This window comes from Petrotoga sp. Shatin.DS.tank11.9.2.9.3 (genome assembly GCF_003665005.1).
Lineage (GTDB): Bacteria > Thermotogota > Thermotogae > Petrotogales > Petrotogaceae > Petrotoga > Petrotoga mobilis.
This window is the reverse complement of the sequence record NZ_JGVT01000005.1, coordinates 37,189-51,388: the sequence shown is the minus strand read 5'-3', so window position 1 is coordinate 51,388 and position 14,200 is coordinate 37,189. Positions and strand designations below refer to the sequence as shown.

Annotated in this window: 12 protein-coding genes and 1 tRNA gene; 3 read left to right on the top strand and 10 right to left on the bottom strand. The window is 33.2% G+C overall.

Annotated elements, in window-relative coordinates; genetic code table 11:
• Positions 1–4: 4 nt before the first annotated feature.
• The 10 genes from BZ25_RS05215 to BZ25_RS05170 all read right to left on the bottom strand — a co-directional run bounded on the left by BZ25_RS05215 (position 5) and on the right by BZ25_RS05170 (position 10,950).
• Complete coding sequence (locus tag BZ25_RS05215; protein WP_121514596.1) at positions 5–2,143, bottom strand: RNA degradosome polyphosphate kinase; 2,139 nt, start codon at positions 2,141–2,143, stop codon at positions 5–7.
• 14 nt (positions 2,144–2,157) lie between these two features.
• A complete protein-coding gene (locus tag BZ25_RS05210; protein ID WP_121514597.1) occupies positions 2,158–3,681 on the bottom strand; it encodes an HD domain-containing protein in 1,524 nt (507 codons plus the stop codon).
• 2 nt (positions 3,682–3,683) lie between these two features.
• Positions 3,684–4,625, bottom strand: coding sequence for an ROK family protein (locus BZ25_RS05205; RefSeq protein WP_012208306.1), 942 nt, complete (start codon positions 4,623–4,625; stop codon positions 3,684–3,686).
• A 30-nt stretch (positions 4,626–4,655) separates the two neighbouring features.
• Complete coding sequence (locus tag BZ25_RS05200) at positions 4,656–5,534, bottom strand: CHAD domain-containing protein (protein ID WP_121514598.1); 879 nt, start codon at positions 5,532–5,534, stop codon at positions 4,656–4,658.
• Positions 5,501–5,986 carry a histidine phosphatase family protein gene (locus BZ25_RS05195; protein ID WP_121514599.1) on the bottom strand — a complete coding sequence of 162 codons (486 nt, stop codon included), beginning with the start codon at positions 5,984–5,986 and terminating at the stop codon, positions 5,501–5,503. Before BZ25_RS05195 ends, BZ25_RS05200 begins: the two co-directional genes overlap by 34 nt.
• 31 nt (positions 5,987–6,017) lie before the next feature.
• Positions 6,018–6,707, bottom strand: a complete 690-nt coding sequence (locus tag BZ25_RS05190) for a hypothetical protein (RefSeq protein WP_233546292.1) — start codon at positions 6,705–6,707, stop codon at positions 6,018–6,020.
• Positions 6,708–6,913: 206 nt separating this feature from the next.
• A tRNA-Asn gene (locus BZ25_RS05185) sits at positions 6,914–6,988 on the bottom strand.
• A gap of 40 nt (positions 6,989–7,028) precedes the next feature.
• Positions 7,029–8,246 (bottom strand): anhydro-N-acetylmuramic acid kinase, encoded by a 1,218-nt coding sequence (locus BZ25_RS05180; protein ID WP_121514601.1) that lies wholly within the window; start codon positions 8,244–8,246, stop codon positions 7,029–7,031.
• A gap of 3 nt (positions 8,247–8,249) precedes the next feature.
• On the bottom strand, positions 8,250–9,260 hold the full coding sequence (locus BZ25_RS05175; protein WP_121514602.1) for a serine hydrolase: 1,011 nt from the start codon (positions 9,258–9,260) through the stop codon (positions 8,250–8,252).
• 4 nt (positions 9,261–9,264) lie between these two features.
• Complete coding sequence (locus BZ25_RS05170) at positions 9,265–10,950, bottom strand: protein O-GlcNAcase (RefSeq protein ID WP_121514603.1); 1,686 nt, start codon at positions 10,948–10,950, stop codon at positions 9,265–9,267.
• A 245-nt stretch (positions 10,951–11,195) separates the two neighbouring features.
• Here BZ25_RS05170 and BZ25_RS05165 point away from each other — a divergent pair, with 245 nt between their 5' ends.
• The 3 genes from BZ25_RS05165 to BZ25_RS05155 are packed head-to-tail and all read left to right on the top strand — an operon-like array spanning position 11,196 to position 14,170.
• Positions 11,196–12,458, top strand: a complete 1,263-nt coding sequence (locus BZ25_RS05165) for a sugar ABC transporter substrate-binding protein (RefSeq protein WP_121567458.1) — start codon at positions 11,196–11,198, stop codon at positions 12,456–12,458.
• A 9-nt stretch (positions 12,459–12,467) separates the two neighbouring features.
• Complete coding sequence (locus tag BZ25_RS05160) at positions 12,468–13,343, top strand: carbohydrate ABC transporter permease (RefSeq protein WP_121514611.1); 876 nt, start codon at positions 12,468–12,470, stop codon at positions 13,341–13,343.
• Positions 13,340–14,170 carry a carbohydrate ABC transporter permease gene (locus BZ25_RS05155; RefSeq protein ID WP_121514612.1) on the top strand — a complete coding sequence of 277 codons (831 nt, stop codon included), beginning with the start codon at positions 13,340–13,342 and terminating at the stop codon, positions 14,168–14,170. Before BZ25_RS05160 ends, BZ25_RS05155 begins: the two co-directional genes overlap by 4 nt.
• Positions 14,171–14,200: the final 30 nt, after the last annotated feature.

Below are 14,200 nucleotides of genomic sequence, written 5' to 3'. Positions count from 1 at the left end.
TTTTTTATTTTAATTTTGGAAAGTTAAACTTGTCAACTTCTTGCTTTTTTATAAATTTTCTAAACTTTTTCTTTGCTTCCTTCATAAGCTCCTCTTGAACTATAAACAAGCTTGACTTTTTACTGGTAGGCTTTCTATATTCTCCATTCGGTTGTAACTCTCTTGCTTTGAAATTATCCTTTAAATAAAGGTTCAATACATCTATCAATCGTTGCTTCAAATCTTCCTGCTCTATTGGTATCAAGGTCTCAACCCTTCTATCCAGATTTCGAGGCATTAAATCGGCACTTGATATAAATAATTTAGGTAATCCATTATTTTCAAAATAATATATTCTACTATGTTCTAAATACCTTCCCACTATACTTCTAACCGTTATACCTTCACTGACACCTTTTATTCCAACTTTTAGAGCACATATCCCTCTAACGATCAAGTCAACCTTCACACCAGCCATGGAAGCCTTATATAAAGCTTTTATTATAGATACATCTAGTAAGGAATTAACTTTTATTATTATTTTCCCTTTCCCACCTTTTTTAACTACCTCTATTTCATTATCAATCCAGCGTATGAAAGTTTCTCTCAAACTTGTAGGGGCAACTCCCAATTTTTTCCATGTTGGAGGTTTTGAATACCCCGTTAAGATATTGAACAGAGCCGATACATCTTGAGCATAGCTTTCCTTACAAGTAAAAAAATCTATGTCTTCATATAATTTTGCGGTTATGTAATTGTAATTCCCTGTGCTCATATGAACGTATCTTCTGATACCACTTTCTTCTCTTCTAACAATCAACAAAAGTTTTGCATGTACTTTTAATCCAACAAGTCCATAAACCACGTGGCAACCTGCTTTTTCCAACTCTTTCGCCCATTGGATATTATTTTCTTCATCAAATCTGGCTTTGACTTCTACCACAACGGTTACTTGCTTGCCGTTCTGGGCTGCTCTAATAAGATAATCTATGATTGGGGATCTTTTTCCGACTCTATATAAAGTTTGTTTGATTGCCAACACTTGAGGATCCTCTGCCGCCTGTCTTAAAAAATCTATCACATGCTCAAAAGATTCATAAGGGCGGTGTAAAAGAACATCCTTTTCCCTAATTACCTTAAAGATATCCTCCTTACCATAAAAGCTTGGGGAAGGTTGAGGAGAATAATACTCAAATTTTAAATGCTCATACCCTTCTAAATTAGCTATTTCCATGAGAGAACTTAAATCTAAAAGATTGGAAATCTCATAAATATTATCACTTCTTAAATTTAGCGAATTTACAAGGAAATTCCTCAGGTTCTGCCCCATATTTTTGGATATTTCTAACTTTACAGGAAAACCTGTTTTTCTTTCTTTAAGTGAACTTTCAATCTCAATTAACAAATCTCTGGCATCATCCTCGTCAATAGAAAGGTCTCCATCGCGTGTGATTCTGAACTCAGAAATCTCAATTACTTTGTATCCACTAAAAAATAAATCAGAATGCATTTTTAAAAGATCTTCAGTTAAAAATAAACACGTACCATCTTTGCAGGGGATTTTTATAAACCTTGGAAAAATCGTCGGTAGTGGTATAAAAGCAAATAACCTTTCCCCTTTATCATCTTCTAACTCAACACCTAGATTTATGCCACTACCCGGTAATATCGGAAATGGCCTACTTTGATCGACTGCCATGGGGGTAACTACGGGAAAAACCGTTGTTTGAAAATAATTATCTAAAAACTCCTTTTTTTCTTCATCAACTTCATTAACTTTGAGAACTTTGATATTCTCCTTTTCTAAAGAAGGTAGTAACTCATTTTCTAAACAATTATATTGCTTTTCCACCATTTCATGGGTTTTTTGAGAAATCTTCGTTAATTGATCTCTAGAAGTTAAGCCCGAAAAATCCGTTCCACTGAAACCAGCTTGAAGTTGTTCCTCCAAGCCAGCCACCCTTATCATGAAAAACTCTTCGAGATTGGATGAGGTTATGGAAAGAAATTTAACTCTTTCTAAAAGAGGATTTGTTGTATCATAAGCTTCCTCTAACACTCTAAAATTGAAATCTAACCAACTCAGCTCTCTATTGTTATAATGTTTGTAATCGTTCAAATCAATCTTCTTTTCTTTAGTTTTGTTGCTGCTAGTTTTTGCCATAAAATTTCATTCCTTTATACTTTTTTTAATAACTCTGGAAGTATTCCAAACACTTCCAAAAAGAAGTTGTCCTTTCTTTTCAATGCCCACTCTTCCAACAAAGTTTCTTTTGGTGAATGAGTAGTTATACTCAGACGATTACCCTTCAAATTGATTTCAATATCTCCCAATTTATTTTCATGAGCGACATCTAAGGCGTCAGCAAGCCTCAATATGGCAAGCATCTTTGTTATCAAAATCTTATCAGGTATGTTTTCCAGCTGTGATGAATAATCATCAATCTCCAAATCTTGGGCACTGTGGAAGTAAGCGATCCTTGATACAATGTCCAATTCTCTTGAAGTTAAACCTATAATCTCTGAACCTTTTATTATGTTATACGAATGCAAATAATGTCTCTTAATATTTACATATTTTCCAATATCGTGTAAGATAGCAGCCACTTGCAAAAGGAGTCTATGTCTTTTACCTAACTGGTGAACTGGTTCTAAAGCATCAAATAATTTCATCGCATATTTTTCTACTGTTTGGCTGTGAGTCTCCTCATAGAAATATCTTTTACCAATATTTCTAGAAGAAATGATCGTACTCTTTTCCAGTAAATTAAAAAATCTTCTATATTTTCTGCTCAACAACCGTTGAAATAACAGGCTCCTGCTTAAATTAACCTTCGGAAAAACCAATATATTTTCAGCTCCAGATACTTCTAAAAGCAATCGATAAAAAGCTAAAGCTGATAACAACGAATTCGCTTTACTTTCAGAAATATCGTATTCTCTTGATAATTCGGTGGCATTCTTTGATTTCAAATTCTGGAAAAGTTCATTCAACTCCTCTTGGGGAATGTTTAATACTTCTTCCTCATTTTTCCCTAAAAGTCCAGCTAAAAACTCGATTTCATTGCCACAAGTTACAAAGGTCTTGATCTTTTTATTACTAAGCCAAACCTTGATAGGCTGATAAAATGTGTTTAAATACTCTCTGATTAAATTACTATAGTGCAAGGTGTTTTCTTCCAACTCCCTAAGCATCTCTGAGACTTTAACAGAACCTATTTTTATATTTTGAGAGCTGTCTATTAAACCCTTAGAATACGTTGCTAATCCCATACTTCCAGTCCCTATGTAAACGAATAAAATATCATCCCTTTTGTACTTTTTATATTTTTCAAAGTTTCTTATCAAATCCATATAGATATGTGATTTTTCTTCGTAGTCATCTAAAACATCGATAGTAAAACCTGTTCTTGTTTCGATCTGATCCAAAATAAAATCTAAATTTTCTGCTTCTCTCAAAGCGGTGGTGCCTACTACCTTCAATTTACTTGCTCCATATTCCTCTGCTACCCTTTTGAATCCTAAAAGTTTTTTACTTAGGATCTCCACTTTTTCAAAAGATATCCTTCCTGTTGTGAAGGTATCTCTTCCCAAGAATAAGGGGTAATCCAAACTTTCTATTATATCAATATCATCTTGATCGTTCTGAGCAATATCAAAAGATATATTTTCTGTTCCTATGTTTATAACACCTGCTACCATTGTTATACACCTACTTTTTCTTTAACAAGCGAAAAAGCCCCATACAAGCATGCATCATCTAGCAATTGTGATAGTTTAAACTCACAACACTCGAAGATATGAGGTATAGAGTACTGCTTGGCTGTTTCAACTACTATAGGCATCAATTGTTCTCCTAAAGCCTCCATTACTCCCCCTCCTAAAACGATAACTTCAGGATTTAATAAATTAATGATGGAACCAGCATTTATTCCTATATACCTTGCGGCGTCGTTTAAGATATTTCTTATTAGATCGTCCCTTTGATCATAAGCAGCTTTTAAAGTAGAACTTTTCACTATGCCTTTCAAATCACTATTTTTTATTAAGGTCTTTTCGCCTCTCTCTTTTTTTCTAACTATTTCTCTTTGGATAGCTACTTTAGAAGACAAACTTTCCAAACAGCCACGAAGATTACAACCGCAAAGAGGTCCTTCAGGGTACACATTCATGTGTCCAATCTCAGCAGCAAAATTGAATGAACCTTTATATAATGATTCATTCAATATTAAACCGCCTCCAATTCCAGTTCCTACAAAATAACCTACGGCATTTTTTGCTCCTTTAGCGGCACCAAACTTCCATTCCCCATACATACTCGCATTGGCATCATTTTCTATAATAGTTTTGATGTTGTACTCTTGCTCAACAAAATCGACTACATTAAATTCATTCAAAGGCATGTTAGGAGTAAAGGTAATTTTTCCATCTTTTATAACCCCCGGTACCCCTATCCCTATCCCTTTTACATCTTTATTTTCTGTCAGCAAAGAATCTAAAACTTTCTTCAATTGTTCGACAACTTTTTCTTTGCCTTTTGAACTTTTGGAACTCTTTTTTTCCGTCTTCAATTTGTTACCTTTCTCATCGAATAAAGTCCCGAGTATTTTAGTTCCCCCTATGTCTATCCCAATCCAATTGCTCATTTTTTACACCCCTTTTTATAAGATTCAAATTTAAGCCTCTTGACTAGAAATATTGTTGCATAACTTTTCAAAAATCTCGTTCACCTCAACGTTAATCTTCCCTTGTATTTGGGTTAGTTCCTTATCAATTTCTTTTAATAACGCAATGACATTATCTCCTTGAATTTTTTTTACCAACTTTTTCTTTAAAACAATCAAATCATGATGAGTCCCCAAAATATCTTGAATCTGCTTAAATATGTCTTCTTCAGGTAAAGTTTTACCTTTCAACTCCCCTAATATCTCTATTTTATAACGCAGATCTTTAACCTTTATCCTTATTTTATGCAGTTTTTTATCGTCACTTTTATCGGTATTTTTAAACTCTTCATAAACTTCCTCAAATTCTTTTGTGTAAAGATTGGCAAAATAAGGCTTATTTATCTGAAAATTTTGTATAAAATCAAACACCAAGAAGCTTAAACAACTTTCTAGTAGATGATCTAACTTTGAGATTTTTAAAGATTTTAAATAACTTTTAAACTTCTCCTTCTCTTTACTGTATTTTTTCTCGAAATAATCAATTATTTCATTATTTTGCCCTTCAATTTTTAAAAGAAAGTCTATGTGAACTTGATAATCTCTTGATTTATTGCTTTTTTTTAATATCTTATTTACTTTTTTCTTAGCTTTCTTAGAGCTTTCGCGTTTTGAAAATCCTTCCAAAAAATCTATACTTGCTTCTATCCTTCTACACGATGTTCTCATGTCGTGAACAGTATCGACACCCTCTTCATCTAAAACATTAGAGATGTTTTTTAGAAGACGGTTTTTCATCTTTTCAAAATATTCGATGTACTCTTTCAAAAACATCCATGGATTTACTGAAATATCGTTTAAGAGCTTAGTGACTTCGGATCCACCATCCATTTTAATTTTCCTTTCCCAGATAAAATATCATCGAATGATTCTCCTTCAATACAAATTACTCCGGCCTTTCTCAAATGCAAATCATCACCTGTTAATTTTTTTGCAAGTTCGTCAAAAGTTGGATTGTGTCCAAACATGATCACATTGTTATATCCCTTTGTAATATTTGAGATTTTTTCAATTATCTCTTCTACTTCTCCTTCATACAATAATTCTTCTTCTACTATCTTTGGTTTTGATTTAAAAGACCTTGCAAAGATTTCTGCGGTTTCTTTTGTCCTCAAAGCAGGAGAGGTAATCAAAAGATCAACCTTATTTAAAATTTTAACCACATAATCGGCGACTTCTTTAGCATCGCTCTTACCAACTTTTGTCAACTTTCTATCCAAATCATCAATTTCCGAGGATCTTTTTTCTGCTTTAGCGTGCCTAACTAATATTAGGTTTTTCATATCTAAAACATTCCTCCTCGTATAAACGTTTTTAAAAAGAATTCACATAATCTCTTAAAGTTGATCCGATTCTTTCTAATAGGGAATCCATATCACGCGTTTTGTTCAATCTTTTGAGAGTATTCCAAAAAATATATATTCCAGTAAGACTACCTATAAAATTCCCAATAAAATCCGTCATTGTATCGAAAAGGCTATCTTCTTGAGCTAATCTGTATCCAGGATAATCTCTAAAGATTAGATCCGAAGTAAACTCTCCTATTTCCCAAAATACTCCTAGTGTCATAACAATAGAGAGGGTAACAACAAATACTTTTAGAAAGAAAAAAGACATTTTCATCCTAGTCCAGATTAGTTCAGAACCCATCACCAATGGATATATAAGAAATGAAAGCCAAATACCTCCCGAAAAATGAAGAATAAAATCGTAAATTTCAAAGCGATCATAAAATTGATACCACATCCCGAATACACTATGTAAAGAAATTTGTATTATGGTTATTGTACGTATTTCTTCAAGAATCGTAGACTTTGTTACCCATTCAAAAATCCAAGTTAAATAAACTCCAAAGGCACTTAAGATGTATCCTAAAAAATGCGGTAAGTTAAAATCCCATATGCTTCCTATAATAGGGATAAATACAACAAACGAAAAAAATAAGTTAATGGTTCTTAGAACAGAATATACCGTTGAACTCGAGGTAAACAAGGTTTCTTTCACTATAGGGTCTCTTACCAAAAAGTGATGAATTTTGTCAAATTCTATTTTTGCTTTTTTCAATGTTTTCGAAAATCTTGGTGTAATTGATATCACCTCATTTTAAGTTTTTGCATATTCTATAATTTATTTCAATTATACCATTTAGATACAAAAACAAAAAAAGCAGCGAAATAATTCGCTGCTATGAGGGGATGATACGACTATGGTGGCTCCGGGTGAGGGATTCGAACCCCCAACCTAGTGGTTAACAGCCACCCGCTCTACCGTTGAGCTAACCCGGAAAAAATAAAATACTTTCAAAATCCAAAAATGATTATATCATCAAAATGGTGTTTTGTCAATATTTTTATTTTTATCTACGGGGGCTACTTCACCAAGGGTAACAAACCTTTTGGCTCCAGTTATTTGAGGTACATTATTTTTTCTTTTTTTGTAAGTTTGATAAGCTATCACTGCAAACGCTACCGCTTCTTTAGCATCACTTGAAAAACCTATTTCTTCCAGCACCATCACGGAAGTTTTTTCGCTTATCATCTTTTTTGCATAATCTTCTATCATCGATACCAAAGTAGGATTATAACTTCCTCCACCAGAGATTATAACTTGGTCTATGTTAGTACCTATAAATCTTAAGTAAGCATCGACAATCGATTTAGCTGTAAAAGCTGTTACGGTTGCAACAATATCTGCGTCGTTTAATTTCATACTTTTTCCTTTGTTTATTACCTCTTTAGCGTAATTTAACCCAAAAACTTCTCTCCCTGTGGTTTTGGGAGGTTCTTTTTTTATAAAAGGATGAGCCATTAAATCAGCTAAAAGAGTCTCAGAAATCTTACCCTTTTCACTAATCTTCCCATCTTTGTCATAACTTTGTTCTCCATTGGTTAGAATTTGAACTACGCCGTCTATAAGCATATTTCCTGGGCCTGTGTCAGTACCTTTTATATCTTCTAACTTGGATTTTTTTGGTATATAGGTGAAGTTTCCTATTCCTCCAATATTTTGCATAACCCTGTTGTAATCATTACTTTTGAACAAAATATAATCAACATATGGTACAAGTGGTGCACCTTGCCCTCCCGCTGCGATATCTCTCGCCCTAAAATTGCTAACGGTGGTAACTTGAGTTCTTTCTGCTATTACACTAGCTTCACCTATTTGAAGCGTGGAAATAAAATCATCACTCACATAATGGTAGATAGTTTGACCATGGGAACCTATTAAACTAACATCTTGCATATTCAAACCTTTTGATTCAACAACCTCTTTGGCGGCTTGAGCAAACAATTCTCCAAGCTCGAAATTCAATCTGCAGATTTTATCTACGCTACCAGTTGCAGGGTCGGAACATTCTAAAATTTTCCCTCTCATTTTTTTACTATATGGTGTATTTATAAAATTAACAACCTTTACATTTAACTTTTGCTCACCCTGTTCTGTTATTTCAACTAGTGCAGCATCTATTCCATCCACTGATGTCCCTGACATTAAACCTATCACCAACATAATATCTTCTCCTTTTACTTCCAAAGTGTTCATTTATTAATGATCTTTTCGAAAAATTATATTATTTATCTTATTTCTTATCACATTCAATTCAGGTTTTTTTAAGAATCTATCGTAATAAACAGAATTTGTCAAAAATATTGAAAATAACCCGTCTTTTCTAATCCAAATGGATGTACCTGTAAAACCATTGTGGCCGAATCCTGTACTATCAAGTGAGTATTGGCATCCTGCAACAGGTGGAGCCATCCAGGCTATATGAGTAGCATTTTCCCCTCTTTTTACCACAGTATTGGTAAAAAGATCTAAAGTGTCTTTTGTAACTATTTCTCTATTTAACAAACTAATTATAAAAATCCTTAAATCACTTGCATTAGAAAACAAACCTGCGTTACCACTCACTCCACCTAAATAGTAGGCGAGTTCATCCTCGACCACACCTTTTAACCTTTTACCTTCTCGGATAGATGTGGATACGGCTTTATCTTGATTCTTTGGGTTGAAACAAGTATTTTCCATCCCTATTTTTTTAAAAATACCTTCAACATACTCTTGGTAATTCTTTTGAGTAACTTCTTCAACAATTTTCATCAGTGTTATGAAATTCAAACAAGAATATTCGTAACACTTGTAAGGGTTTTCTTGGGGCTGAATATTGATTATGTGCTTAAGCAACTCTTCTCCTCGATACTCTTCCCATAGATTTGAATAAGCTTGCATTCCAGAAGTATGAGTTAATAATTCAAAGATAGTAATTTCGCTTTTTGGACTACTTACCTCTATGAATTTGCCTATTTTATCTTCCAATTTTATTTGATTTTCATCTATTAGTCTCATAACCGCGGTTGCAGTTCCAACCACTTTGGTAACACTTGCTAAATCAAAGATATCCTCTTCAGTAAGTCTTTCTTTTTCATCTTTTGTTCCGAAAGTATTTTTATACAATATTTTTTCTTTTTTACCTATTAAAATGGATGCCCCTGTATACACATTATTTACTCCCGATGAAACAATTTCGTTTAAAGATTCGATATCTTTGTCTTTCAAATCATCACTTCCCTTCGAAATCTTCTATAAATCTTTCTAAAATACCATCACAAACCACATAAGAGTCTAACTTATCTACTTCAATTTTTATCTCAACTTTTTCATTAGAACTAAGCAGTTTACTAGCGATTTCTGCAAGCTGGGAAAGCTTTTTTAACCATGGATGTATGTCTTCATATAACTTTTTATCTTTTAAATATTTCAATTTTCCTTCAAGATTGCCCAACCTCTCTAAATATTCCTTTAGCTCTTTTCCCTTATTCAAAGGATCTTTTCTGAATTCTTTTATTAGACTTTTCAACTTAAAGGATGTCTCCTCAAAAATTCTAGATTTTAGAAAATTTTCACTGAATAATTTCATATCTTCAAAAAAGTCTGACCCTACCAAATTAAAAATAGATTTGTTCCAAGAACGCCAAGGATCGTAACCTTCTGAGTTCCAAAGATAATCAGCTATTGTTTGTTCTGCAAGCATCGATGCATATGGCTGATTCATCGGATTTGAGATAACCCCTTTTACTCTTGAAATGCATAAGTCGTTTTCTCTGTTCATTAACGGGGCTAAGAAAAGTTCGCCTTGATCTGCATCGTTTACCGGATAATTATCCCATAAGATCAAATCATGACCGAACTGGTTTGAAATCTTATCTGCGTTTTTTCTACTTACTCTTTTTGACCATACACCATTCCCTGTCCATATTACAGGAATTTCAGGATTTAAGTGTTCTTTCATCGTCCTTCTGTACATCGAATCCTCTTCCTGCCAATATTCAGTTGGGCAGAGGTACAGGTTAACCTCTGAATCTTTCCCCTTTAAAAATTCGTATAACTTGTTTGCTATATACGTCTGAGCCAAACCGTAATTCCCTTCAAACTTTTTTTCATCCTCTTCGTAATTCAATTTTTCAGGGATATCATCGAAAAGAATAGCAAATTTTTTTACACCTTTACTTAAAATTTCATAGTATTTTTTGCACAATAAATCAAACTCTTTTTGATCGCTAAATTTCATGCTAAGTCCTGGGCTTACACAAAACACAAAATCGACGAAATTGTCTTTTGAGACTTTTATTAGCTCATCTATTTTTTCCATTTCTTCCTCTGGATAATCCTCTCGCCATTTTTCCCGGTGATATGGATCGTCTTTTGGAGCGTACCAATAGCTATTCATTTTATTTCTTCCACAAAAATTTATCAAATCAATTCTGTTTTGATGGCTCCATGGTTCCCCATAAAAACCTTCAATTACTCCTCTCATTTTAAAAGAAGGAGAATCGAATATCTCAACTACAGGCAGAAGTTTATTTTCTAAGTCAATAAGTTGTCTTAGAGTTTGTAGCTCATAGAAAATACCTTTCTTTGATTTAGAAAAAATTTTAACCGTTCTATTTTCTTTTTCCACTTTCATTAAATAGCTTTCTACATCCATAATATTGATGCTTAACTCTATATCATTGCTTTTGATAAATTCATTTAAGTCCTTTTCAGAAGGAGAAATAAAAGATTCTATTTTTAAGTCGGCATTAACTGGGTCTTTTACAAAAACAAAATGTTCACTCGGAAAAATCTTAACGAAACTTTCTTCTTCAAAATTTTTGAAAATAGAGAGCTTTGAACTTTCAAAGTGAATATTTGCACCTTCATAGAATAACTTTTTGGGTTTTGGATTTAATCTAAGAAACAACTCCATTAAAACTCCTCCATTCCAATATGAAATAAATACTGTTTTTAAAAATTCTATAACTTGATTTAGCGCCCCTTCGCCCCGCTCCCCACCCTTTTTTTATTTATAAAATATTTTAATATGGGATAAAGTAATTACTTTATTATCAATAATTGTTTTTTGTATTATATCATGTTTATTTTTAAAATGTTCATCTTTTTCGCAGATATGATATAATTATACAAAACTTATTAAACTAGGGGGTGTGTTTTATGAAAAAATTATTTGTTTTAATGTGTGTTTTGATTGTTAGTTTGTTCGTTTTTTCTGAAGAAGTTATAACTTTGAATTTAATTGAAGCCTTTTCAAGCCCCTACAGAACACCTACCTTAAACAACATAATACAAATGTTCGAGACTTTGAATCCTGGAGTAAAAATTAATGTTATCTCTCCACCATACGAAACAGCCTATCAAAAGATCAATTTAATGGTAAGTACAGAACAACCACTTGATATTGTAGAGATAGGCGACTGGGATTTAAGTGCATTAGCTGCTATGGGGAAATTAGAAGATTTGACTCCTTATATCGAGTCTTGGCCTGAAAAAGATGACATGGTCGAAGGGGTTTTAGAAGCCGCCAGCATTTATCAAGGTATCCCTTATTTGTTACCTCACGGCATTTTTGTAAAAGCACTCTTTTACAGACCAGATATTTTAGCAAAATACGGGATTGAAAACTATCCAAAAACAATGCCTGAATTGTACGAAATATCAAAGACATTAACAGAATCCGGCAAAAATCAGTATGGTTTCGCATTTAGAGGTAAGGGTTATCCAACCGCGTTTATTGATATTGTTATCACTTCATTCTTTGATGATATAGATCCAAACAATATGTATTTAACTAAATCTGGTGAAATTATTTTTGAAGATCCAAGGGCTGTAGAAGCGTTAAATTTCTATGTTAGTTTGTATAAAGACACATCTCCAAAAGATTCAATTAACTGGGGATGGGATGAACAAGTTAATTCGTTTGTTTCTGGCATAACACCTCTATTATTTCAAGATCCTGACACCACTGGCATGCTAAACGAAATGCTTCAACCAGGCCAATATAAAACTGCCCCACTTCCCCTAGGAACAAGTGGAAAAGCTTACCCTTCCTTTGGATTCGTTGGCTGGGGAATTCCTACATATTCAGAACATAAGGATTTGGCTTGGAAATTCATTAAATTCGTTGCTTCAGCTGAAATAAACGGATATTGGAGCAAGAGTTATGGTGCTTTACCAGTATTAGAATCAGTTTATACGTACGATTCATATTTCAGCTCAGAAATTTTCGAAGGTTGGACCAGGATGTTTGACGATCCCGAACATTATCAATTCACTCAGTACCCCTTAGATAATGAAAACTGGGGAAAGTGGAATGAATTCCAGGAAAAAACAATGCAGCAGGTGTTGCTCGGGCAACTTTCTGTGGAAAGTTGCTTAAAACAATGGACTGACTTTTGGAAAGATGCAGGCATTAAATAGGTGGTTTAATTGAAACGAAGAAAATTCATTTTTTTCTTGTTATTACCCACTTTGTTATTAATATCTTTTATCATTTTATACCCCACTATCAGTGGGGTAATGTTGTCTTTTAAAAATTACTCCCTTTATAACTTCCAAAACATTGAATGGATAGGCTTTGAAAATTTTAAAGCCATTTTTTCCGACCCTTTTTATATAGATACTATTTGGAACACTTTGGAATGGGTTTTATTCTCTGTGCTTTTCCAGCTAATCTTAGGTTTTATTTTAGCTCTTTTAATGAAAGAGCCTTTTAAAGGTAGAGGCATATATGCAGGATTAGTCTTTTATCCATGGGCAATCTCTGGATTTGCCATAGGCTTAATATGGTCATGGTTGTTAAATGGTCAATTTGGGGTGATCAATGATATATTAATAAAAATTGGAATTATTGAAGAAAACATTAGTTTCCTTTCGGATCCTTCGTTAGCAATGTTTTCTGTTATTTTAGTGAATGTTTGGTATGGAATACCTTTTTTTGCCATTATGATTTTAGCAGCCTTACAGTCTGTCCCTGATTCTCTTTACGACGCTGCGGAAATCGACGGTGCAGGTTACTTCACAAAGCTTTTTAATATCACTATACCATATATTAAACCTACTTTGATAAATACCATTTTATTGAGAACCATATGGGTTATGAATTTCCCTGATATCATTTACGGCATGACACGTGGTGGACCTGGTGGAAGTACTGAGATTTTAGCTGTAAAGATGATAAATACCGTTTTTTATGAATCAGACTATAGTAAAGCCGCAGCACATGGTGTGGTTATTATTTCAATTCTTTTCATTTACACTATTATTTACTTAAAATTAACTTCTAAACGGGAGTTTAGCCTATGAAGAAAAAATTTTTTCCTAAATTTATACGTATAATTTTACTATCTATGTTTTTTATTTTTGCAATTTTTCCATTATACTGGATTATACTAACTTCGTTAAAACCCACGCAGGAAATATACTCATTTCCAATTAAGTATTGGACAAATAATCCTACTTTACTAGGGTACAAGAGATTATTTGAATTCGTCAATTTTAAAAGGTATTTTGTAAACAGTATTTTCGTATCTTTAGGCGCTTCCTTTGTTTCAACAATATTTGCCATGTTAAGTGGGTATATACTTTCAAGGAAAGAATTCAAATGGAAATATCCTATTATATTATTCTTATTTTTTTCTCAGATGATCCCAACTTATTTAATCATGGTTCCACAATACACAATGTTTTCAAATTTAAATTTAATCAATAAACTCATAAGCCTAGTGATAATTTATAGCGGTTTTGGAGCAGCTTTTAGTACAATAATGGCTAAGGGTTTTTTTGATAGAATTCCAAAAAGTATCGAAGAAGCCGCTTTAATTGACGGATGTAATGAAATCCAATCTCTATTCAAAATCACTATTCCCTTAATGTTACCTGGTTTATCGGCTATTCTTAGTTTTTCTTTTGTGAATAACTGGAACGAGCTGTTTACTGCTGTGATGTTTTTAAATACTTCCGACAAATATACCGTACCTGTAGGACTATATTCCATTGTATCAAAGGCTGGTGTGCAGTGGAATGTGCTGGCTGCAGGAATCGTGATCGCTCTTTTACCAACAATTATAGTATTTTCCATCTCACAAAAGTATATTATCGCAGGGCTTACACAGGGAAGCTTAAAAGACTGATAAAGATTTTTAACAATCATTTCTTTTTTC

What these genes read in the sequence shown, in the direction of transcription:
- BZ25_RS05180 (WP_121514601.1), bottom strand. Translation starts at nt 8,246, where the DNA reads ATGAACACTTTGGAAGTAAAAGGAGAAGATATTATGTTGGTGATAGGT.
- BZ25_RS05170 (WP_121514603.1), bottom strand. Translation starts at nt 10,950, where the DNA reads ATGGAGTTGTTTCTTAGATTAAATCCAAAACCCAAAAAGTTATTCTAT.
- BZ25_RS05165 (WP_121567458.1), top strand. Translation starts at nt 11,196, where the DNA reads ATGAAAAAATTATTTGTTTTAATGTGTGTTTTGATTGTTAGTTTGTTC.
- BZ25_RS05195 (WP_121514599.1), bottom strand. Translation starts at nt 5,986, where the DNA reads ATGAAAAACCTAATATTAGTTAGGCACGCTAAAGCAGAAAAAAGATCC.
- BZ25_RS05205 (WP_012208306.1), bottom strand. Translation starts at nt 4,625, where the DNA reads ATGAGCAATTGGATTGGGATAGACATAGGGGGAACTAAAATACTCGGG.
- BZ25_RS05215 (WP_121514596.1), bottom strand. Translation starts at nt 2,143, where the DNA reads ATGGCAAAAACTAGCAGCAACAAAACTAAAGAAAAGAAGATTGATTTG.
- BZ25_RS05200 (WP_121514598.1), bottom strand. Translation starts at nt 5,534, where the DNA reads ATGGATGGTGGATCCGAAGTCACTAAGCTCTTAAACGATATTTCAGTA.
- BZ25_RS05210 (WP_121514597.1), bottom strand. Translation starts at nt 3,681, where the DNA reads ATGGTAGCAGGTGTTATAAACATAGGAACAGAAAATATATCTTTTGAT.
- BZ25_RS05155 (WP_121514612.1), top strand. Translation starts at nt 13,340, where the DNA reads ATGAAGAAAAAATTTTTTCCTAAATTTATACGTATAATTTTACTATCT.